This window comes from Natrinema sp. LJW11, assembly GCF_056135975.1.
Map to the genome: position 1 here is coordinate 59,523 of NZ_JBWBDM010000002.1, position 19,306 is coordinate 78,828.

Sequence of the window (19,306 nt, forward strand, 5' to 3'; positions counted from 1 at the left end):
ATCCTTGAACGCGGCGCTTCCATCGATCGCGTCCGCAGTCGGCTCCGCAATGGAGACGAATTATAGTGTCGGAGCGGCTTCGACCCGATATGGACGAACGATCGATCGCCGGACTGTTCGCGACGCTCGTGATCGCGGCGCTGGCAGTCCTCGGTCTCGTCGGATTCGGAAACGGCTACCTGACCAACACGTCTGGCCAGTACTTCGCACCGACGATCGGTGCACTCGCCGTCGGCGTCCTCGCCGTGGGGACGCTGATCGCCTTGGGCGTCGGCTCGAGACGCTGGCGCGAAAACCCGTACTGGTAGCGACCGCCGTCGACCCGTCTAGCGTCCCTGTCGCCCTTTCGTCTGGCGATAGTCCGAGGCCATCAGCTCCGCGAAGGCCTCGAGCCACGCCTGCGTCTGCTCGTCGGTCTGCTCGCGCGGATCGATCATCGGGACCAGTTCGAAGCCGCGACCGCGGATCCGCGTCGCGTGATCGTCTGGGAGCGCGAGTTCGTCGGCCGGGGTCGTCGTGTACTCCACTCCGAGTTCCGCTAACGCGCGCTCGCCGACGGGAACGAGGATTTCGGGGTTAATCATCCGGATCTCGGCGCTGAGATAGGGCTCGCAGTTGCCGACCTCCTCGTCGGTCGGCCGGCGATCGGGATCGCGACAACGGGTCAGGTTCGTCAGGTAGACGTTCTCGAGTTCGGGCTCGTCCGGGGACGAGTCGACGGCACAGAGTCCGAGGCGCTCGAGCATCCGTCGCAGTCCGCCGTCACCGTCGCTCCCGCCTTCGCCAGCGAACGGGATACCCGTCTCGTCCGCGTGCGCCGTCGGCCGCTCCCCGACGAACAGGAAGTCCGCGCCGACGTCGCCGTAGCCGTGGACGACCTGCGTGCGCGTCTCACAGAGCGCCGGACAGTTCCGACACTCCTCGTCCATGCCGTACGGGTTCGCTCGAGACCGTTGATTCGCGTCCACACTCGTGTCTCGAGCGGTGGGAACAAAAACGACGCGCCGACGGCCGCCGTTCGGAGCCCTCCGAGAGTCGAGACGACTTAGCGACCGAGGCCGCCGCGCTCGTTGACCTCGAGGATGAACTTCACGTTGCGGACGATCTCCTCGGGGGAGGTCTCCTCGCCCTCGTCGTAGAGGTCGCTGGTTCGATACAGGATGTTCGCGAGCTGTTTGCGCTCGCTCGTCTCACCGCGAACGTCGTCGGCGACCTCGCGGAGGAACTCGACGCGCTCGGGGTCGGGATCGAACTCGTCGGCAGCGGCAGTCTCCTCCCCGTTCCCGTCGTCACCGCCGGCTGTCATCGATCTGGCGAGGCGGCCTCGTTACGCCGGCCCTGGGAGATCCCCTGCCGGTGAACGATTCCGGTGTTGTTGGCGACGTTCTCGGTGATCATCCGCAGGGCGTCGCTGGTGTCGTCGCCGTCTTTCAGGACCGTCGGCTTCCCGCCGTCGCCGCCCTCGCGGACGGCCGGATCGAGCGGGATCGAGCCGAGGAAGGGAAGTTCGTGTTCCTCGGCGAACGCCTCGCCGCCGCCCGAGCCGAAGATGTCGTGTTCGCCGCCGCAATCGGGGCAGGCGAACGTCGACATGTTCTCGGCGATGCCGAGCACGACGGTGTCGTGTTTGGCGAACATCTCGAGGCCCTTCCGGGCGTCGTCCAGCGCGACGTCCTGTGGGGTCGTGACGATGACCGCGCCGGTGACGGGCATGGTCTGGAGCATCGTCAGCTGGGTGTCGCCGGTGCCCGGCGGGAGGTCCACGACGAGGTAGTCGAGGTGACCCCACTCGACGTCCTCCGTCAACTGAGTGATGACCTTGTGGACCATCGGACCGCGCCAGATGACGGGGTCGTCCTCGCCGGTGAGGAAGGCCATGCTCATCAGCTTCACGCCGTACTTCTCGGGCGGAACCAACGTCTCGTCCTCGGTGGCCATCGGCGGCTCGTCGGCGTCGACCATCCGGGGGACGTTCGGCCCGTAGACGTCGGCGTCGAAGAGGCCGACGCGGGCACCGAGCTGCGAGAGGCCGGCGGCGAGGTTGACCGCGACGGTCGACTTGCCGACGCCACCTTTCCCGGAGGCGACGGCGATGACGTTCTTGACGTTCGGCAGTACCTGTTCCTCGCTGGTGAGGTCGTCGCGGTCGGGCACGCTCGCGGTCAAATCTGCCTCGAGGCCCTCGGCGGCGAGCACCTCGCGGACCTCGGCGGCGATGTCGCTCTCGCTCGGTGAGTAGGGGGCACCAAGCGCGAGATCGACGGCGACCTGCTCGCCGTCGACGGTGATGTCGTTGACCAGCCCGAGCGACACGATATCGTCGCCGAGTTCCGGATCTTCGACCGTCCGGAGGCGGTCGCGAACGGCGGCTTCGTCCATGTCACTAGCTACTTCCGGGCGTCGAAAAGGGTTGTGTTCGCGCTTGGAGTCGCGCCTTTCGGCCAGTTCCCGCTGAACCGTCTCCGTCTGAGCGGTCAGGTGTGCCCGCAGTGGTGGAACGCCACCCGCACCGTTTCGGTGACCGAGCGCCCCGTTGACGGGGTCGCTAGATGGGACGCGGTCCGCCCACGGTTCTCCCGCCACGCGGTCTCCGTGGCTGTCAAATATAGAACCATTTACGACGGTCGGTGCGCTATGACGACGTATGTCTCGTGGGATTGGTGAGTTCGGTCCGATCCAGAGCGCGATTCCGGAGTGGGCGGCGGTCCTCGTCGCGCTCGTCACGCAGCTGGGCGACGTCTGGTTTCTCAGTCTGTTGGTCGGCGCTATCTACTGGTTCGACTCGGAGAATCGGGAAGACGCAGCCGTGATAATGGGCTGGACGTTCGCGGGACTCGCACTCATCAGCACGCTCAAGTACGTCTTCGCGTTACCGCGTCCCGGCCAACCGTTGGTCCGGATCGAGTCGCTGCCGTGGGTAATTCAGCCGCTCTACGAATCCACCGCGATGGCAAGCGGCTACGGGTTCCCGAGCGGCCACGCGTTGATGACGACGATCGTGTACCTGAGCCTGGCACGTCGGCTCTCGATCAGCACCCGTCGGCGGCGGTTCGTCGGCGCAGCGATCCTCGTCGCTGCGGTGTGCGTTTCGCGGGTCGTACTCGGCGTCCACTATCTCGTCGACGTGACTGCAGGGGTCGCCATCGGTGTCGCGTTTCTGGCCGTCGTCGAGCGGCTCCTGACTCGCTTTTCGACCGATCACGGGACGGTCGCGTTCGGCCTCGCGATCGCTATTAGCGCGATCAACGTCGTCGTCGGCGGCATCGATGCCGGTGACGTTTCGCTACTCGGCGCGTCCCTCGGCGCGTTCGGGGGCTGGCAGCTCATCGTTCTCGGTCAGCGCCTGTTTGCGGTCGACCGGCCATCGAAAGCGGTTCGACCGCTCTTCCGGCGGGGCGTGCTCGCAGCTGGGGCGTTTACCCCGTTGCTCATCGCAGTCGACGAGTTCCATTTGTTCTCGCGTCCCGCTCGTGGCGGGGCCTTCGGACTCGTCCTCGCGCTGTTCGTCACGGTTCCCGTGTTGCGACACTCCGAACGCGCCACCCGCGTCTGGACGGCACTCGTCTTCTGGGCGACGATGGCGATACGCGGGCTCCGTTTCCTGCTCTCACGGAGTACGTGGCGACGCGCGATAACTCTCGGCCGTCGATTCACCGTGCGAGTTCGCCGATGGATTCGCATTCGGCTGGGCTGATCTCCCTCGAGTCGAGGGACCGACAGCGCGGCGGAAACAGACGGCACCGTCGTCGCTAGTCACGCGTCGAAATCGAACCGCGGGCCGCCGTAGGTCGGCGGATCTGGCTCGAGTTCCACCCCCTGCTCGTAGCGCACGAAATTGAGATAGAACGGGCGGCCACAGCCCTCGATAGCGTCTCCCTCGAGATCGGTGACGTCCCCGTCCTCGCCGCAGACGAACTCGATTCCGTCGGCCGACTCCCGCTCGGGATCGTCCGGGCTCGCGTACTCCCAGCCCGGTTGGCGGACTTTGGTGACCGACCGGTCCGCCAGGTCCGGCGGCCGCTCGAGGCTGACCACGGCGTTGCAGTGCGGACAGGTGTACCGGACGGTAACGGTCATCGACGGCTCTAGGGGCCTCGAGAAGGTAAGCGTGCGGGCGTCGACGCCCGCCCGGAAAGCCAGGTCGATCGATGTGGCTCGTTCCGAACCGTTTACCCGATGGCGTTCGCACCGACCGCTATGACCGAGTTCGACCCCGAGAAGTTCGAGGAGAAGTACGTCCACTATTTCGAGGAACTCGAGGAGGCGTACTCTTCGGCGTACCAGCAGCTACACGGTCGGTACGACTCCGAGGTACTCCGCGCCATCGACCGGCAGGTGCTGAGCGAGAGCGAGCCGTTCTACGAGGGGAGCGCGGAGCATCGCTCCGCGACCGATTCGAGCGGGGACAGCCCGCGAGAGCATGACGGTGAGTTCCGCGTCGAACTTCCGGACGATCCGGCGGATCGTGTCGGCGCGGTGGCCGACCACGAGCAGTTCGAACCCGTCCTCGAGACGTTCGTCGACCGAATCGAGGATGAACTACAGCGGATTTTCGGGCTCGACGAGACCGCGTGACGGCGACCCGTTGAAGGATGGACGACAGGACGGTTGCGGGCACCCGGAACACCTTTTGCGCTGACGGGAAACCGTGTAGGTATGATCGACGAGACGGCCGAGGAAATCCGGGAGATGCAGACGCACAGTTCCTCGGTGGTTGCTGTCCACGCGGTCCAGGCCCTCGAGGAACTCGTTGAGCGGGAGTTCGCGACCGTCGAGGAGTACGTCCGCGCGCTCGAGCGCAACGGCTCCGTGTTGCGACGGGCGAATCCCTCGCACGCCTCGCTGCAAAACGCCGTCCGGGAGGTCGTCGACGACGTGGCCGACGCCGATCCCGACAGCGTCGAGGACGCCCGACGACTCACGAGCGAGAAGATCGACGAGGTGGTCTCGCGGATCGAGTCCGGCAAGCGACTGGCCGCCGAAAACGCCGTCGAGCACCTCGCGGACGGCGCGACGCTGCTGACACACGACTACTCATCGACGGTAATTCAGGCCCTCGAGCAGGCGACCGAGGCCGGTAAGACGTTCGAGGTCTACGTTACCGAGGCTCGACCGCGCTATCTCGGGCGCAAGACCGCGCGAACGCTCGCCGAGATGGAGGGCGTCGAAACGACGCTGCTCACCGACAGCGCCCACGGGCTCTCCCTCGAGGAGTGCGACCGGGTCGTCGTCGGCATGGACTGTATCGTCGACGAGACGCTGTACAATCGCGTCGGGACCTTCCCGATCGCGTCGACGGCCGCCAGACTGGAGGTTCCGGTGACCGTCCTCGGCTCGGCTTCAAAGATCGTCGGCGACGGGTTCGTCTTCGAAAACGAGTTCCGTCCCGGCAGCGAGGTCATGGCCGAACCCGCCGACGGCTTCGACGTCGAGAACCCCGCCTACGACGCGACGCCGGTCGAGTTGCTCGAGAGCGTCATCACGGACGAAGGACGGGAATCGTTCTGAGCGGGCGATCGGTTCCTTTCCCGGCGATACCGCTCGAGACGGTGATCGGACCCAGTCCGAACGGTCACGCCTTCGAAACAGTCGGTCGCGGGTGGCAACCAGCTATCCGCGTCGCTCCCGTAGCGGTCCTATGCGTCTCGTACAGGTGTTCGTTCCTCGAGACGAACTGGATCTCGTTATCGAGACGGCGGAGCAAGCCGGCGTCGACTACACGGTCACCCGGGACACGGACCGCGGCGAGTTCGAGGCGCTCGTTTCGATCCCCGTCCCGCCGTCGGCCGTCGAACCGCTGTTGGAATCCCTTCGAGACGCGGGTCTCGACGAGCGATCGTATACGGTCGTCACGGCCGCGGAAACGATCGTTTCGAAACGAACCGGCGAGCTGACCGGCCGGTTTTCGGGAATCAGGATCTCCCGCGAGGAGCTCCGGGCTCGAGCGGCCGACCTCGCACCGGCGGCATCGACCTATTTCAGCCTGCTGATCGTGAGTACGGCGATCGCGACGGCCGGGTTGTTGCTCGACTCGGCGGCGACGATCATCGGTGCGATGGTCGTCGCGCCGCTGATGGGGCCGGCGCTGGCGGCCAGCGTGGGGGTGATCGTCGACGACGAGTCGCTCGCGACGCGTGGCGTCACGCTACAGGTGATCGGACTCGCGGCCGCCGTCCTGACGGCGGCGGTGATGGGCTGGGCGCTCAGGGGGACCGTATTGCTCCCGCCGGGGTTCGAGATCACGACCGTCCCGCAGATCCGCGAGCGGATCACGCCCGACTTTCTCGCCCTGTTTCTCGCGCTGGGCTCCGGCGTCGCCGCGGTCATCAGCCTCACTCGAAACGTCGGCTCGGTGCTCGTCGGCGTCGCGATCGCCGTCGCGCTCGTCCCGCCCGCGGCCACCGCCGGTCTCGGGATCGCCTGGGGGGATCCGACGGTCGTCCTCACCGCGGGCACGCTCGTCCTCGTCAATATGCTCTCGATCAATCTCACGGCGTTGCTCCTGTTGTGGCTGTCCGGCTATCGACCGGAACGAACCGAGTCCGTCGAACGCGTTTACGGGCGGCTCCGCTCGCGCGTCGCGGTGCTTCTCGTCGCGATCGTCGTCCTCTCGGTCGTTCTCGGCGGCATCACCTACGGCACGTACCGCACCGCCGCGGTCGAACACGACGTCAAGACGGAGCTCGAGACGATGAACGAGGCGAAACTCGCGTCCGGCTCCGAACTGCAGTTCAGAGAGACCGCGATCGAGTACGAACTCATCGACGTCTACACCGGTGAACGGCCGACGGTCACCGTTCACGTCGACCGACCGCCCGGCGAGGGGCTCCCGAACGACTTCGCCGACGACGTGCGCGAACGACTCGAGTCGGCGACCGGCGTCGATCTCGAGGTGATCGTCGAACTGGCGACGACGCTCCGGAGCGGTTGAACCGAGTGAAGTGCTACTCCCGCGCTCCGAACGACCGCGGCGAGCCGTCCGTCGGGCTGGCCCAGGCGACCGCGTTCCGAAGGACCCGCCGAACCGTTTCGTTCTCGTAAATCGGATACGTCTCGTGACCGGGCCGGAAGTAGAATATCCGTCCGTTTCCGCGCCGGTAACAGCAGCCGCTGCGGAACACCTCACCGCCCTCGAACCAGCTGACGAACACCTGGCGGTCGGGTTCGGGAACGTCGAAGGGCTCGCCGTACATCTCCGTCTCGGGGAGTTCGATCGCTTCGTCCAGGCCGTCCGCGATCGGATGGCCGGGATCGACGACCCAGAGCCGCTCCGTGCCGCCGTCCTCGCGGTACTGCAGGCTGCAGGACGTTCCCATTAGCCGTTTGAAGGGCTTCGCGTAGTGGCTCGAGTGCAGCGGGATGAATCCCATCCCCTCGAGGACGCGCTCGCGGACGCGCTCGACGACCGCGTCGCTGACCTCGTCGTGGGCCTCGTGGCCCCACCATAGCAAGACGTCCGTCGCCTCGAGGACGTCGTCGGTGAGACCGTGGTCGGGCTCGTCGAGCGTCGCGGTTCGAACCTCGTGGTCGTCGGCGAGCGCGTCGGCGATGGTCTCGTGAATGCCGTCGGGGTAGACGGCCGCGACCGCGTCGTCCTCGCGTTCGTGGCGGAACTCGTTCCAGATCGTGACTGCGACCATGACCGATCGGTCCGCCGTCCGGAGCCTTATACTGTCGGTCGTACCGACGCGCCGTTGTCGCGGCCGATCTCGACGAAACGGAGTGACGGATTGGAATCACGGTGGTTCCCAGCGGCCGGTATCGGCTGGGGACGGGCGAGCGTAACGGCACCCAGAAATACTAGAAATAGTCACTATATCTGATCTTTGTTGCCGTAATAGTATAGTAATACGTGAAATACGAAATGCCTGCACGTATTAATCGGTCACAACCCTTATTTCGATAGCCGACTGCCACACTCTATGGACCAGGATCGGACACAAATGATCTCGAAATGGTTGGTTTCTCACTGCCCCTCCATTGCTGCTGAGACGAATTCGGAGGGCTGGACATGATTGGCGACGGAATCGGGGTCGGCATCGTCGGCCTCGGCGGCATGGGAAATCTCCACGCGCAGAGCGTTCGGGAGCTCGGCGCTGACGTCGTTGCGGGCGCGGACCTCGTCCCGGAGCAACGGGACCGGTTCGCCCAGGAGTTCGGCGCGCGAACCTACGAAACGCACGACGAACTCGTCGTCGACGACGCGGTCGACGCCGTCATCGTGACGACGCCCAACCGATTCCACGAGCCGATCGCCGTCGCGGCCCTCGAGGCGGGGCTGGATGTCCTGGTCGAGAAACCGCTCGCACACACCCTCGAGAGCGCCGAACGGATCGCGGAGACGGCGGCGCGCTCGCCGGGGATCTGTATGGTCGGGTTCCACAACCGCCACGCCGCGTCGATGGCCATGTTCGACGAGCAACACGCTCGCGGCCGCTTCGGCGATCTGACTCACGTCGAGGCCGACTACGTTCGCCGGCGCGGCGTCCCCGGTCCCGGGTCGTGGTTCACCGATCCCGAACTCGCCGGCGGCGGTGCCTTGCTCGACATCGGCGTTCACGCCCTCGACCTCGCGCTCTACGCGCTCGACTTCCCCGAAATCGTCGAAGTCAGCGGCGTCACGCGGACGACGTTCGGAACCAGCGAGGAGTACGCCGACCCCGACGGCTTCGGCGACAACTGGGACGCGGAAGCCGAGACCTACGAGGTCGACGACTCCGTCAGCGCCTTCATCCGCTGTGAAGACGGACAGACCGTCTCGCTCGAGGCGGCGTGGGCGACCAACCGCGAACAGAGCATGGACTTCAGAGTCCGCGGCACGCGGGCGGGCGCTCAGTTCGATATCGGCGACACCGATCTCCACATTCTCGAGGCCGGGACGGCCGGCGGCGATCATTACGCCGACATCGATATGACGGGAGACACCGCCGTGACCGGCTACAACGAACAGGACGAGCAGTTCCTCGCGACTATCGCTGCGGGCACACCACCGGAGACCAACACCATCGAGGAGGCGTTGACCGTCCAGCGAGTCATCGACGCGATCTACCGCTCGAGCGAGACCGGTCGAGCGACGACGTTGAAAGCGGGCGACGTCGAACTCGAGCAGACGACGCGAATCAAGTAGTTCGCTCCCGGGCTCTTCCGATCCGCAGCCCCGCCACCGGTTGCCTTCCTTTCGAGACGATTTCGTTCGGACCGATCCGTCTACTGGACACGGTATCGGACTTCGAGAAGCTAGAGTAGCCACTGTCAGTCACTGCGCACCTGATCGCACGACTGCTGTGCGATGGGTGTGTAAATCGTTCCGGTTGTTACTCTAGTGACTGTTCACAGTATTATCAACGAAGACTAGATAAATTTTTGTTATTGGAGAGAATAATTATCGAGTGGGATGAACCGCCGAAACGCACTGAAGGCGACTGGCGCATCGCTCCTCGCGGGAACAGCACTGACGACGTCGGCGACCGCTGATACGAGCGACGGTCCGACGGTCGTCTCCGCCGAGTCGAGCACCGACTCCAGCGACACGGGTGGAAACGACGAGTACACCGTCGAGTATCTGGGCGATGGCGTCGTCGAGATCACCGGCCAGACGGTCGCACCGACGCCGTGTCACGGGATCGCCATCGACGGCATCTACCGGAGTAAGTACGGTGACGTGGTCGACCTCTCGCTCGAGGCCGGCTCCGGGGTCTGTATGACGGCACTCGCCGGTCTCACGTACACCGTTCGTCTCGAATACGCGACCGAGGCTCGGGACGTGTTCGTCAGCGTTCCGGACGGTGCCTGAGACGGGATCGAAGCGACCACCGACGGCCCCTCGAGAGTCACCGTCTCGAGAGCGACCGGTGGGAGCACGGCCGCTCGCCACCGCTCGTTCGGATGCAGCGTGATCCGGTCGAAAAACGAAAACGGAAGCCGTCAAACCGGTCCGCGAACTATCACTACGGACTGACCGCCCGTGTGGCCGACTTACAGCACGTCATCGAAGTCGTGATGGCCGTGGATGTCGACGCCCTCGTCGGTGATCTCACAGAGGAAGACGCCGTTACCGGAGCCGGTGTCGCGTTCGACGGCGGACTTGATGCCGCGGGCCGCAACGGTCTTCGCCTCCTCGGTGGACATGTCCGGTTCGTAGGCCTGCTCGAGGTGACCGTAGGCGAGTTGCATCCCGCTGCCGGTGACGGTGTAGTCGTCCTCCATGACGCCGCCTGCGGGATCGATGCTGTAGACGTGGCTCCCCTCCTCGTCGACGCCGCCCAGAATCGGGTGGATGGCGAAGAACGGGCCGCCGCGGGCGAAGTTACCCGCGAGCGTCGCGAGCGCGTCGATGCTCATGTTCTCGCCGCGACGGGCCTCGTAGAGGTTGACCTCGGCGCGGAGACTCGAGATGAACGACTGTGCGCCGCCGACGCTGCCGACGAGCGTGAGCGCGCCGGTCGGGTGGATCTGCTCGACCTTCTGGACGTTCTTGTTCGAGACGAAGCGCCCGCCGAGGCTGGCGCGCATGTCCGTCGCGATGACGACGCCGTCGGCGGTGGAGATGCCGATCGTCGTCGTCCCGGTTTTGTTGACGTTGTCCAGGTCCGCTCGCGTGAGATCGTTCTGGGGCATCGAACCGATTTCCGGCTCGTAGGGGTTCGGATCGGCGGCCAACTGGTCGACCGTCCGGGAGAAGTCGGAGTCGTCTGTAGGCGTATGCATTGCTGGAACGATACGGCCGGGACGGTATAAAACACCGGCGGTCACCACCGTCGTTTCCGCTTCCACCGGCCGCGGGTAGCAGTGGCCTCGAGGGGCCTGAGAGACCGCCCGGTGAGCGGCTGAACGGGGCAAGCGAGCGATCTATCTGAGAGAACCGGCGGCTCGGCGGTCGACGAGCGGGAGAATCAGTCTCGGTTCAGTTGATCAGCGCTGTGCGTTTTCGTAGGCTTCCTCGACGTTGGCGAGGATGCGGTGGACCGGCAGTGTGAATCCAGCCTGACGGGCGGCGATCGCGAGTGGCATGGCGGCGATACCGATCACGATGCACAGCTGGTATAGTGCGAACAGCGTCGCGTGGTACGCTCGGGATATCATCGGCGTTCAGCCATGCCCAGACGGAGGGCATATATAAGTCTTTGTGAGACCCATTGGCTGTCACGGTCGTGCTTCCACAGATCGGGTCGCCGCCCGCTTGCGGTTCCAGTTTAGTTTCGTTGTGTACAACTTCAGGCGGACTCGAGCCGATGTACGGCTATGCAGGTGGGAGTTCACACGGTGTTTTCTCGTAACTTATGGGAACGATTCAGTTCGCGTGCGCGCCGCCCATCGACGGCGGAAGCGAGCGGGCGCGAGTCGAATCGACCCGATCGGAGACGGCCGCCGACGAACCGCAAGACAGGAAACCCCCCAGACCGACCACGACGTATGGGAAACTATCTCGTCGCGATGGAAGCGGCTTGGCTCGTTCGTGACGTCGACGCGATCGACGACGCGATCGGCGTGGCCGTCAGCGAAGCCGGGAAACGACTCAACAGCGAAGACATGGACTACGTCGAGGTCGAGGTCGGCGCGACGGGCTGTCCGGCCTGCGGAGAACCGTTCGACTCCGCCTTTATCGCGGCCGACACCGCGCTCGTCGGACTCGGGCTCGAGATGGAGGTCTTCAACGCCGACGGCGAGGAACACGCCTCTCGCATCGCGAAGAGCGAGGTCGGCGGCGCGCTGCGGGACGTGCCGCTGTCGGTGGTCGAAATCATCGAGACCGAAGAAGACGACGACTAGTCGCCGGAGAGCAACAGCAGGGACGACGGCTCACCCAAAGTTCTATCTATAACCCGCAGTTATTGTTGCGTATGGAACTCCCGACGCCCGCGGACCTCCGACAGCGCCGTACCGAACTCGGGCTCACGCAGAGCGAACTCGCGGAGACGGCCGACGTCTCCCAGCCGCTGATCGCACGGATCGAAGGCGGCGACGTCGACCCGCGTCTGTCGACGCTCCGGCGGATCGTTAACGCCCTCGAGAAGGCCGAGAGCGACGTCATTCGCGCCGACGATCTGATGAACGAGGCCGTCGTCAACGTCGCTCCCGGCGACTCCGTCAGCGAAGCCGCTCGGAAGATGGAGGAGGAAGCGTACTCCCAGCTGGCGGTCATTCAGGAGGGAATTCCGGTCGGCTCGATCAGCCAGACCGACCTCGTCCACCTCGACTCCGAAGACCGCGACGAACCCGTCGAGGAACACATGAGCGAGAGCTTTCCGACCGTCTCGAAGGACGCCACCCTCGACGAGATCAGCAACCTGCTCGAGCATTACAAAGCCGTGATGATCACGCAGGCCGGCGAAACCGTCGGGATCATCACCGAGGCCGATATCGCCGCGCGCCTCTCCTGATCGCGCCGACGCTGAGCCGTCTCGCTTCCGGCTCTCGGAAAACGCGGGCCGGAGCGGACTCGACCGGCTGCTCCCGGGCAGTACGACCGACGGCTGCTCAGGCACGCACCGATTTCTGTTCTGGCGGTCAACGCGAGTAATCGGGTGGACGAGCAGCGTGAGGCGTCACGGACGCCGTTTGCAGGCTCGAGACGCCTCTCGAGGCCGGTGCCTGCTCACTCGACGTCGGGACGAGGCGCGTTCTCGTATTTCACCATCTTCTCGGGTTTATCGGAAATCGTCTCGTAGATGCGTTTCAGGGTCTCCTCGGCCGCCAGCAGGTTGTGCTCCGCGAGGAACGCACGCCCCTCGTCGGTCAGTCGGTAGAACTTCCAGGGATAGCCCTGCTGACGATCGTCCTCGGGCAGCGCGACCGCTTCGACCACGCCGGCGTCGATCAGCTTCTGGACGTGCTTGTAGACGGTCGCCTCGCTCACGCTCGGGTTCAGCCGCTCGAGTTCGTACATCGACGGCAGTCCCTCGGGGTGTTGAAGAATGTTTGCCAGCAACGCGAACCGCGTCTCCTGGGTCACGAAGTGGACGAGTTCGCGCGCGTTCGCCCCCTCGGGTGCCCCCACGTCGGTACTCATACGACCACCTACGGAACGCGCCACCAAGTAATTTACCCTGGAGTAAAACACCTTGTGGTGACTCACTCCGCAGTAATGTACCCTGCAACGACTCACCTCGGCGAAATTCACCTGACGCTCGATTCGACTATCGGAAACGGAAACGACACGGTAACTACTATCCCCAATTCGAGCAAATCACCGCGTATGACAGATGACGATCCGCCGGTTCCCGACGAGGTTCTCACGAGCGCGACGGACCGACTCGAGGACGCGGAGCTCTCGCTCGCGGACAACGAGGAACTCCTCCACGCGCTCGGCGAACTGCGGCCGGTCTATGAAAGCGAGCGCTCGTACTTCGTGCTCGGAAACTACGACCGCGAGCCGATCCGACGCCTGAATCTCGTCGTCGATCGGCTGAACCGCCGGTCGGACGCCTACGCGTTTCGCATGGTCGACGTACGCGGCGACTGGGACAACGGCATCCAGAAGTTCTGCCTCGTCGCGGATCTGGTCACGCACATCGTCGGCGTCGCCGAGGCGGAGCCGAGCGGCTTCCTCGTCGAACAGGGCCTGCTCGCGGGCACGTCCGACTACTTCGAGAAGAGCCACGTCCTCAAGCGGGAGTATCCGGGCGACGACCGGGCGTTCGACTGGATGCAGGACAGCGTGTTCGACCTGCTCGAGGCGGAAGACCGACTACACCGATGGGAGACCGAAACGGACCTCGTCGAAGCCGCGGAGATGCTCCCGTGAGTCGGTCGGTGAGCTCTCCGGTCGAACTCACTCGCCGAACAGGGACGCGACCACCGTCGACTCGGCCTTCTGGAGGTGTTCCGCCGCGGTCGCCGTCGCACAATCCAATTCGCGGGCGACGTCCGCGGTCGCCGCCTCGCGCGGGACGTCGTAATAGCCCAGTTCGAGGGCCGCCTCGACCGCTTCCCGCTGGCGGTCAGAGAGCCGGCCGACGACGCTGTCGGCGGCGACTCGCTTCCCGCCGACCCGCTCGACGGTGACGCCGACGCCGCCGGGAACGTCGTCGACCGCGGCCTGAATGTCGCGCTCCGTTCCGACGATCGCGAACGTGTTGGTCCCGTCGTCGTTGCACTCGATCGGCGGCACCGTCATCAGACTCCCGCGGGTGAAGTTTTCGAACAACGAGCGGGCTGCCGACGACACTGCTCCCTCGAGAAAACAGTAACACGCCCGGTCCGTGATCGGGAGCACCTCGAAATCGGCGACCATCGAACTGTCTGCGAGTTCGCGTTCGAAGCGCCGGTAGTCGCCCTCGAGCCGGAACAGAAACCCCGTCGGCGGATTCGAGACGTTCCAGTTGACGATTCGCGCTCGCTCGAGGTAGTCGGCGCCGCCCGCCAGCCGTTCGTAGATCGGCGGCGCGTAGGCACCCCGCGGACGGAGCGTGATGCGGACGCGTTTCATACGCCAACCGTTCGAAGAGTGACTCAAAAACTGTTACTCCGCGCCGAATGCGGGTCGTCGCCGATCGCGAATGCGAGCGGCGGTAGCTCATAAACGTGCCCGAACAGTTCGGCCGTACCGATTTCTCCCCGAAACCCGTTTGCGCCAGTATGCAGCGAAACGTCGGCGGAACGGACCGAATCGTCAGGGGCGTCCTGGGAATCTGGCTGCTCGCAGTCGCCGTCGCGGCGCACGTCGCCGAGCGGCGCATCACCGCCGTGACGGCGGCGATCGCCGCAGCCGGGTTACTGATCAACGCGACGACCCAGTTCTGCGGCGGGAACTATTTGCTCGGAATCGACACGACCGAGATGGCGTCCCGTTCGCGGGAATGACGCCGGAGTCGGTCGTCGTACCGGATGCGACAGTCGAACCGAACTCGAGTATCGAGCCGACTCACCGGTGACCGGACACCGGCACCGGCTCGTAGGGCTCCTCGAGGGACTCCAGCTCCGACTCGGACAGCGATATCTCGAGCGCTTCGACGGCCTGCTCGAGGTGTTCGACGCTGGTCGTGCCGACGATCGGGGCGTCGACCCAGTCCTTGTGGAGCAGCCACGAGAGGGCGATCTGGGCCATCGTCGCGCCCTTGTCGTCCGCCAGGTCCGCGACCCGCTCGTTGATCTCCTGGCCGCCGCCCTCGCGGTAGGGGTGTTCGTACAGGTACTCTTCAGTCTCGCCGCGAGTCGTGGCATCGATCTCCTCGTGCGGTCGGGTGAGATACCCTCGAGCCAGCGGCGACCACGGCACGACGCCGACGTCCTCTTTCTCGCAGAGCGGGAGCATCTCTCGCTCCTCCTCGCGGTAGACGAGGTTGTAGTGGTTTTGCATCGTCGCGAAGCGCTCGAGGCCCAGCCGATCGCTGGTGTGCAGCGAGTCGGCGAACTGGTGGGCCCACATCGACGAGGCGCCGATATAGCGGACGTGTCCGCGCCGAACGGCGTCGTCGAGCGCGCGGAGCGTCGTCTCGATCGGCGTCTTTCGATCCCAGCGGTGGGGCTGATAGAGATCGATCGTCTCCATCCCGAGTCGCTCGCGACTCGCCGCGAGCTCCTGTTCGATCGCCTTTCGAGAGAGGCCGCCAGAGTTCGGGTCGTCGTCGCGCATCCGGAAGAAGCCCTTCGTCGCGACCACCGACTCCTCGCGGTGGCCCTCGAGCGCGTCGCCGAGAATGCGCTCCGACTCGCCCCTCGAGTACATGTTCGCGGTATCGAAGAAGTTGATCCCGAGGTCGATCGCGCGGTCGATGATCTCCTTGCTCTCCTCGTCGTCGAGCACCCACTCGCGCCAGTCGCTCGAGCCGAAGCTCATACAGCCCAAACAGAGCCGACTAACCTGCATCCCGGTCGAACCGAGCGTCGTGTACTCCATACCGGCCGTACGCAAACCGGGAGGAAAACAGTACGTGGTGCGGCAATCGATGACAGACACCGAACGAACCGTTCTAGTGCCACAACAGCGGAGCGAGTAATCCCGCCGCGATGAGCCCGCCGCCCACGAGTAGTTTCGCCCTCGTAATCCACGTTGTCGCCATGGAACAACGGTTTCCACCGAAGCCCATAGCTAATCACACCCACGACGGATTGAACGTCAGCGTTTGCCGAACTAATCACTCGTTTGTCGACTCAAAGCGGGGCAAGTACCCGATCCCATTCGAGCGAGTGTCGACTCGGCTACCGGCCCAGCAGTCGGCGGATGACGGTTCGTTTGCTGGGTCGCTCGGCGAGCAGGACCGAGCTGTCGACCTCGTTGACGACGTCCATGTGAAGGGAGTCGCTCACGAGCCGCGAGAGGAGTCCCGCTTCCGTCGCGCCGATGACCACGAGCGAGTGATCGGCGGCCTCGCGACAGATCGCACCCTCGACATCGCCGGAGTCGTCGATCGTGAGTTCGGCGTCCTCGAGGTCGTGCTCGGACGCCCAGTCCGCGAGGAACGTCCGACCGGCCGCGCGCTCCTCGGGGTCGTCGACGACGTGCAAGAGGGACACGTCCGAACCGTCCGCTTGCACGAGCGTGCGAGCGACCTCGGCGCTGAGGTCCGAGTCCGGACCGCCGGCGGTGGGCAGGAGGATCCGCGAGGTGTCCAGGTCCCGGTCCTTGAGGACGAGGAAATCGCAGGGGAGGTTGTTGGTTAGCTTTCTGATCCGACTCTCGGCGGGACCCGCGCCCCACGGTTGCTCGTCGTCCCAGCCGAGGACGACGAGGTCCGCCCGCTCGCGCTCCGCCGTGTCGAAGACGTCCTCGAAGGAGCGGTGGGAGACGACCGTCGAGGTCTCACAGCCGATATCGTACGACGAAATCGTCTCGCGGATCCCGTCCATCTTCCGCTCGGATTCGGAGACGATCCGCTCGTTCCGTCCCGAGCCGTAGCGCATCGACCGCCGGTCGGGGATCTGGACGATGTGGACGGCGTGGACGACCGCGTTTTCGTGGTCGTCCGCCAGCGTACAGGCCAGATCGACGATTCGCGACTCGGTGCGCGGATTCGAGATCGGAACGAGCACGCGGTACGTCCCGCTCTCTTCGATCTCCGAGACGCCGGCGGTGTCGATCAGTGGAACGTACGACCGACCGGCGTAGCCGCCGAACAGCCACTCTCGTACCGAAAGCTGGCGTTCGTTCCCCTCGAATCGGGCCGACTCGAGGCGTCGTTCGCTCGTCTGGAAGTAGTTGACGATGGTTACCAGTAAGATGCCGCCGATAGTGTTGCCGAGGAGGACCGGCAGGACGAAGTCCGTCAGACCGACGACCGGAGAGAGTTCTCCGAGAAAGACCACGTAAGCCATCTCGGTGAAGGAGGTGACGACGTGGAACAGGTTCCCGATCGGGATCGCGAGGAAGGCCATGTAGACGATGACGATTCGAGCGATCGTCTCGCGGGCGGAGTACTCTACCCAGACGACGCCGGCGACGATCAGCCCGGCGAATGATGCTTTGAAGAACAGGTCCCACCACGGCGTCTCCGCGCCGTGGGTCCCGAGATACATCGCCGCGTCGGCCGCTTCCGGCGAGAAAACGCCGCCCCAGGCCAGCACCGCCGCACCGATCAGCCCGCCGGTGAAGTTTCCGGCGAGCACGATCGTCCAGTGGCGAAGCAGCGCGGGAAGGCTGGCGATCCGCTCGAGGGTGAGCGCGACCGGCGGGAGCGTGTTCTCGGTGTACAGCTGGTAGCCGCCGATGATGATGTAGACGAACCCGAGGGGGTACAACAGCGCGCTCAGTATCGGGTGGCCGTCGGTCGACCCGTACAGCGAGGCGTACAGCAAGACCGTGATCGAGATCGCGAAGCCGGCGGCGATGCCGCTGAAGAAGAGTTCGCGACTCCCCGAGGTGACCTCCTCGTCGGCCGCGGCGACGATCCGCTGGAAGACCTCGTCGGCGGAGAAGCGATCGCGAACGACCGCGCCCACCGCCGGTGCGCCGCTTCTGGATCGTTCGACCGCCTCTCGGACCTGTTCTTGCTCGGGAGGCTCGCTGCCCCGTCGCTCCTGATCGGGCGGCTCTCGGCCCGTCCGCTCCTGGTCGGGTGGATCGGGGTTACTCATTACCAGATACGCACCCCTAGAGGAACTAAGCGTTTAGCATCTGGCATCGCCGTCCCGTCAAAACGCGTTTCTTCGAGTGGGTCCCGGCTCGAGCCCTACAGCGAGTCGGGCTCGAGTCGACCGATACCGCGCTCGAGGGCGACGAACGCGCCGATCGCGAGGAGACCGTACGCGGCGAGCAGCAGCCACGTCGTCGGCGTCGGATTCCCGATCGCGAACTTCGCGACGGTGTTCGCGGGGTGCTCGGGCAGGACGGTCGCGAGGACCAGCGCGCCGACGGTGGCCGTCGAGTAGAGCAACTGGGCCTGCCGCCTGTCGGGCGCCCACAGCGCGATCGCGACCCCGCCGGCGACGACCAGCAACGACAGCGCGGCCACCAGGACGACCAGCGCCACGGGATTCGCGATCGCGGTCCCGTTAAACGAGAGCAAGCAGAGCCACGCGATCGCCTGCAGCGGTGCCAGCGCCGCCGTCGCCAGCAGCTTCGCGTCGATCACGTCCGCGAGCGAGAGCGGCGCGACCCGGAGCAACTCGAGGGTCCCCCGCTGGCGCTCCTCGATCAGCGAGTCCACGACGATGGAGCCGCTGATGAACACCGGCAGGAAACACAGCAGCGGCAGCAGGATGGTGTAGGTGAAGCCGACGTACGGGCTCGCCTCGATCTCGTCCGGCACCGGCACCGGCGACTGCTCGAGTCGGCCGGACTCCACGTGCTGCTGGCGCTCGACGCGCTCGACGTGCTCCAGGGTGTCCCGAAGCTGGACGACGAGCAGGGTCGTCTGGAGCCCAGACTCGGGCGCGGTCGCTCTGACGACGAGTTGGCCGCCGTCGTTTCTGTTCGCATCGAGCACTGCGGAGACGCTGCCGCGCTCGAAGGCGTCGTAGGCGGCCCCGCGGTCGTCGTAGCGCTGCGCGGTGACGCCGTCTCGTTCGTTCGCGACTGCGAGCAGCGTGTCGGTATCGTCGCCCGTGACGGCGATCTCGGTCTGATAGCCGTCGACCGCCCCCGGATCGGACAGCGAGACGAGGCCGACGACCAGAAACGAGGAGAAGGCCGCGATGAACAACTGAATCGCGAGCGCCAGCAGGATCGTCTTCTCGGAGCGCAACGAGGCCAGCTCGCGGCGCGCGACGGCCCAGCGCGCCCCCCAGTTCGAGCCCGCGTCGGTTCCCCCGTCCGCTCGCACCGGGGGGCTTGGCCCCCGCCGGCGCGAGTCTCGTGAACCGTCGGTTCCGCTCGAGCGAGACCGCCACGCGGCTCGAGCGCTTTCGCCGTCGCTGATCTCACCGCCGG

At 65.4% G+C, this 19,306-nt stretch carries 23 protein-coding genes; 11 read left to right on the forward strand and 12 right to left on the reverse strand.

The window, feature by feature from the left end; all coding sequences use genetic code 11:
• Positions 1-89 precede the first annotated feature (89 nt).
• A complete protein-coding gene (locus AC0QDI_RS04885; RefSeq protein ID WP_474665807.1) occupies positions 90-308 on the forward strand; it encodes a hypothetical protein in 219 nt (72 codons plus the stop codon).
• Between the two features lie 18 nt (positions 309-326).
• On the opposite strand, the gene AC0QDI_RS04890 is transcribed toward AC0QDI_RS04885, so the two are convergent.
• The 3 genes from AC0QDI_RS04890 to AC0QDI_RS04900 all read right to left on the reverse strand — a co-directional run bounded on the left by AC0QDI_RS04890 (position 327) and on the right by AC0QDI_RS04900 (position 2,379).
• The gene (locus tag AC0QDI_RS04890) at positions 327-929 is read right to left on the reverse strand and encodes a uracil-DNA glycosylase (RefSeq protein WP_474667288.1); all 603 of its coding nucleotides are present in this window, start codon (positions 927-929) and stop codon (positions 327-329) included.
• Positions 930-1,045: 116 nt separating this feature from the next.
• Complete coding sequence (locus AC0QDI_RS04895; protein WP_474665809.1) at positions 1,046-1,306, reverse strand: DUF7976 family protein; 261 nt, start codon at positions 1,304-1,306, stop codon at positions 1,046-1,048.
• Positions 1,303-2,379 carry an Mrp/NBP35 family ATP-binding protein gene (locus AC0QDI_RS04900; protein ID WP_474665811.1) on the reverse strand — a complete coding sequence of 359 codons (1,077 nt, stop codon included), beginning with the start codon at positions 2,377-2,379 and terminating at the stop codon, positions 1,303-1,305. Before AC0QDI_RS04900 ends, AC0QDI_RS04895 begins: the two co-directional genes overlap by 4 nt.
• A 265-nt stretch (positions 2,380-2,644) precedes the next feature.
• On the opposite strand from AC0QDI_RS04900, the gene AC0QDI_RS04905 reads away from it, so the two are divergent.
• A complete protein-coding gene (locus AC0QDI_RS04905; RefSeq protein ID WP_474665813.1) occupies positions 2,645-3,694 on the forward strand; it encodes a phosphatase PAP2 family protein in 1,050 nt (349 codons plus the stop codon).
• Positions 3,695-3,753: 59 nt separating this feature from the next.
• Here the strand turns inward: AC0QDI_RS04905 and AC0QDI_RS04910 are convergent, their stop codons facing one another.
• Complete coding sequence (locus AC0QDI_RS04910) at positions 3,754-4,077, reverse strand: DUF7969 family protein (RefSeq protein WP_474665815.1); 324 nt, start codon at positions 4,075-4,077, stop codon at positions 3,754-3,756.
• Between the two features lie 120 nt (positions 4,078-4,197).
• On the opposite strand from AC0QDI_RS04910, the gene AC0QDI_RS04915 reads away from it, so the two are divergent.
• From AC0QDI_RS04915 to AC0QDI_RS04925, 3 genes are all read left to right on the forward strand, one after another.
• Complete coding sequence (locus AC0QDI_RS04915) at positions 4,198-4,575, forward strand: DUF5783 family protein (RefSeq protein ID WP_474665817.1); 378 nt, start codon at positions 4,198-4,200, stop codon at positions 4,573-4,575.
• Positions 4,576-4,656: 81 nt separating this feature from the next.
• Positions 4,657-5,508 carry an eIF2B alpha/beta/delta subunit family protein gene (locus AC0QDI_RS04920; RefSeq protein ID WP_474665819.1) on the forward strand — a complete coding sequence of 284 codons (852 nt, stop codon included), beginning with the start codon at positions 4,657-4,659 and terminating at the stop codon, positions 5,506-5,508.
• 130 nt (positions 5,509-5,638) lie between these two features.
• Positions 5,639-6,931, forward strand: a complete 1,293-nt coding sequence (locus AC0QDI_RS04925) for a TIGR00341 family protein (RefSeq protein WP_474665821.1) — start codon at positions 5,639-5,641, stop codon at positions 6,929-6,931.
• Positions 6,932-6,944: 13 nt separating this feature from the next.
• On the opposite strand, the gene AC0QDI_RS04930 is transcribed toward AC0QDI_RS04925, so the two are convergent.
• On the reverse strand, positions 6,945-7,640 hold the full coding sequence (locus tag AC0QDI_RS04930) for a ThuA domain-containing protein (RefSeq protein WP_474665823.1): 696 nt from the start codon (positions 7,638-7,640) through the stop codon (positions 6,945-6,947).
• Positions 7,641-8,011: 371 nt separating this feature from the next.
• Between AC0QDI_RS04930 and AC0QDI_RS04935 the strand changes: the two genes are divergently transcribed.
• Both AC0QDI_RS04935 and AC0QDI_RS04940 read left to right on the forward strand, forming a co-directional pair.
• On the forward strand, positions 8,012-9,127 hold the full coding sequence (locus tag AC0QDI_RS04935; protein ID WP_474665825.1) for a Gfo/Idh/MocA family protein: 1,116 nt from the start codon (positions 8,012-8,014) through the stop codon (positions 9,125-9,127).
• A 267-nt stretch (positions 9,128-9,394) separates the two neighbouring features.
• Positions 9,395-9,793, forward strand: coding sequence for a hypothetical protein (locus AC0QDI_RS04940; protein WP_474665827.1), 399 nt, complete (start codon positions 9,395-9,397; stop codon positions 9,791-9,793).
• Between the two features lie 182 nt (positions 9,794-9,975).
• Here AC0QDI_RS04940 and psmB read toward each other — a convergent pair whose 3' ends face one another.
• Both psmB and AC0QDI_RS04950 read right to left on the reverse strand, forming a co-directional pair.
• Entirely contained in the window at positions 9,976-10,707 is a 732-nt protein-coding gene (gene psmB / locus AC0QDI_RS04945) for an archaeal proteasome endopeptidase complex subunit beta (protein WP_474665829.1), read from the reverse strand.
• A gap of 204 nt (positions 10,708-10,911) precedes the next feature.
• The gene (locus tag AC0QDI_RS04950) at positions 10,912-11,082 is read right to left on the reverse strand and encodes a hypothetical protein (protein ID WP_474665831.1); all 171 of its coding nucleotides are present in this window, start codon (positions 11,080-11,082) and stop codon (positions 10,912-10,914) included.
• Between the two features lie 330 nt (positions 11,083-11,412).
• Here AC0QDI_RS04950 and AC0QDI_RS04955 point away from each other — a divergent pair, with 330 nt between their 5' ends.
• A complete protein-coding gene (locus AC0QDI_RS04955; protein WP_474665833.1) occupies positions 11,413-11,769 on the forward strand; it encodes a DUF555 domain-containing protein in 357 nt (118 codons plus the stop codon).
• Positions 11,770-11,840: 71 nt separating this feature from the next.
• Complete coding sequence (locus AC0QDI_RS04960) at positions 11,841-12,380, forward strand: CBS domain-containing protein (protein ID WP_474665835.1); 540 nt, start codon at positions 11,841-11,843, stop codon at positions 12,378-12,380.
• Between the two features lie 215 nt (positions 12,381-12,595).
• Here the strand turns inward: AC0QDI_RS04960 and AC0QDI_RS04965 are convergent, their stop codons facing one another.
• Entirely contained in the window at positions 12,596-13,009 is a 414-nt protein-coding gene (locus AC0QDI_RS04965; protein ID WP_474665837.1) for a PadR family transcriptional regulator, read from the reverse strand.
• A 186-nt stretch (positions 13,010-13,195) separates the two neighbouring features.
• Here AC0QDI_RS04965 and AC0QDI_RS04970 point away from each other — a divergent pair, with 186 nt between their 5' ends.
• Entirely contained in the window at positions 13,196-13,744 is a 549-nt protein-coding gene (locus tag AC0QDI_RS04970; RefSeq protein WP_474665839.1) for a DUF8170 family protein, read from the forward strand.
• Positions 13,745-13,771: 27 nt separating this feature from the next.
• On the opposite strand, the gene AC0QDI_RS04975 is transcribed toward AC0QDI_RS04970, so the two are convergent.
• Positions 13,772-14,428, reverse strand: a complete 657-nt coding sequence (locus tag AC0QDI_RS04975; RefSeq protein ID WP_474665841.1) for a helix-turn-helix domain-containing protein — start codon at positions 14,426-14,428, stop codon at positions 13,772-13,774.
• A gap of 149 nt (positions 14,429-14,577) precedes the next feature.
• Between AC0QDI_RS04975 and AC0QDI_RS04980 the strand changes: the two genes are divergently transcribed.
• Entirely contained in the window at positions 14,578-14,802 is a 225-nt protein-coding gene (locus tag AC0QDI_RS04980; protein WP_474665843.1) for a YgaP family membrane protein, read from the forward strand.
• A 61-nt stretch (positions 14,803-14,863) separates the two neighbouring features.
• On the opposite strand, the gene AC0QDI_RS04985 is transcribed toward AC0QDI_RS04980, so the two are convergent.
• The 3 genes from AC0QDI_RS04985 to AC0QDI_RS04995 form a co-directional block, all read right to left on the reverse strand.
• Positions 14,864-15,838: an aldo/keto reductase gene (locus tag AC0QDI_RS04985; RefSeq protein WP_474665845.1), complete on the reverse strand. Its 975-nt coding sequence runs from the start codon at positions 15,836-15,838 to the stop codon at positions 14,864-14,866.
• A 302-nt stretch (positions 15,839-16,140) separates the two neighbouring features.
• A complete protein-coding gene (locus tag AC0QDI_RS04990; RefSeq protein ID WP_474665847.1) occupies positions 16,141-18,012 on the reverse strand; it encodes a formate/nitrite transporter family protein in 1,872 nt (623 codons plus the stop codon).
• Between the two features lie 95 nt (positions 18,013-18,107).
• Positions 18,108-19,295 carry an ABC transporter permease gene (locus tag AC0QDI_RS04995; protein WP_474667290.1) on the reverse strand — a complete coding sequence of 396 codons (1,188 nt, stop codon included), beginning with the start codon at positions 19,293-19,295 and terminating at the stop codon, positions 18,108-18,110.
• Positions 19,296-19,306 lie beyond the last annotated feature (11 nt).

Coding starts and splice junctions, on each gene's coding strand:
- AC0QDI_RS04965 (WP_474665837.1), bottom strand. CDS start 13,009: ATGAGTACCGACGTGGGGGCACCCGAGGGGGCGAACGCGCGCGAACTC.
- AC0QDI_RS04905 (WP_474665813.1), top strand. CDS start 2,645: ATGTCTCGTGGGATTGGTGAGTTCGGTCCGATCCAGAGCGCGATTCCG.
- psmB (WP_474665829.1), bottom strand. CDS start 10,707: ATGCATACGCCTACAGACGACTCCGACTTCTCCCGGACGGTCGACCAG.
- AC0QDI_RS04955 (WP_474665833.1), top strand. CDS start 11,413: ATGGGAAACTATCTCGTCGCGATGGAAGCGGCTTGGCTCGTTCGTGAC.
- AC0QDI_RS04895 (WP_474665809.1), bottom strand. CDS start 1,306: ATGACAGCCGGCGGTGACGACGGGAACGGGGAGGAGACTGCCGCTGCC.
- AC0QDI_RS04950 (WP_474665831.1), bottom strand. CDS start 11,082: ATGATATCCCGAGCGTACCACGCGACGCTGTTCGCACTATACCAGCTG.
- AC0QDI_RS04930 (WP_474665823.1), bottom strand. CDS start 7,640: ATGGTCGCAGTCACGATCTGGAACGAGTTCCGCCACGAACGCGAGGAC.
- AC0QDI_RS04890 (WP_474667288.1), bottom strand. CDS start 929: ATGGACGAGGAGTGTCGGAACTGTCCGGCGCTCTGTGAGACGCGCACG.
- AC0QDI_RS04915 (WP_474665817.1), top strand. CDS start 4,198: ATGACCGAGTTCGACCCCGAGAAGTTCGAGGAGAAGTACGTCCACTAT.
- AC0QDI_RS04925 (WP_474665821.1), top strand. CDS start 5,639: ATGCGTCTCGTACAGGTGTTCGTTCCTCGAGACGAACTGGATCTCGTT.
- AC0QDI_RS04940 (WP_474665827.1), top strand. CDS start 9,395: ATGAACCGCCGAAACGCACTGAAGGCGACTGGCGCATCGCTCCTCGCG.
- AC0QDI_RS04885 (WP_474665807.1), top strand. CDS start 90: ATGGACGAACGATCGATCGCCGGACTGTTCGCGACGCTCGTGATCGCG.
- AC0QDI_RS04985 (WP_474665845.1), bottom strand. CDS start 15,838: ATGGAGTACACGACGCTCGGTTCGACCGGGATGCAGGTTAGTCGGCTC.
- AC0QDI_RS04920 (WP_474665819.1), top strand. CDS start 4,657: ATGATCGACGAGACGGCCGAGGAAATCCGGGAGATGCAGACGCACAGT.
- AC0QDI_RS04970 (WP_474665839.1), top strand. CDS start 13,196: ATGACAGATGACGATCCGCCGGTTCCCGACGAGGTTCTCACGAGCGCG.
- AC0QDI_RS04980 (WP_474665843.1), top strand. CDS start 14,578: ATGCAGCGAAACGTCGGCGGAACGGACCGAATCGTCAGGGGCGTCCTG.
- AC0QDI_RS04935 (WP_474665825.1), top strand. CDS start 8,012: ATGATTGGCGACGGAATCGGGGTCGGCATCGTCGGCCTCGGCGGCATG.
- AC0QDI_RS04910 (WP_474665815.1), bottom strand. CDS start 4,077: ATGACCGTTACCGTCCGGTACACCTGTCCGCACTGCAACGCCGTGGTC.
- AC0QDI_RS04900 (WP_474665811.1), bottom strand. CDS start 2,379: ATGGACGAAGCCGCCGTTCGCGACCGCCTCCGGACGGTCGAAGATCCG.
- AC0QDI_RS04975 (WP_474665841.1), bottom strand. CDS start 14,428: ATGAAACGCGTCCGCATCACGCTCCGTCCGCGGGGTGCCTACGCGCCG.
- AC0QDI_RS04960 (WP_474665835.1), top strand. CDS start 11,841: ATGGAACTCCCGACGCCCGCGGACCTCCGACAGCGCCGTACCGAACTC.
- AC0QDI_RS04990 (WP_474665847.1), bottom strand. CDS start 18,012: ATGAGTAACCCCGATCCACCCGACCAGGAGCGGACGGGCCGAGAGCCG.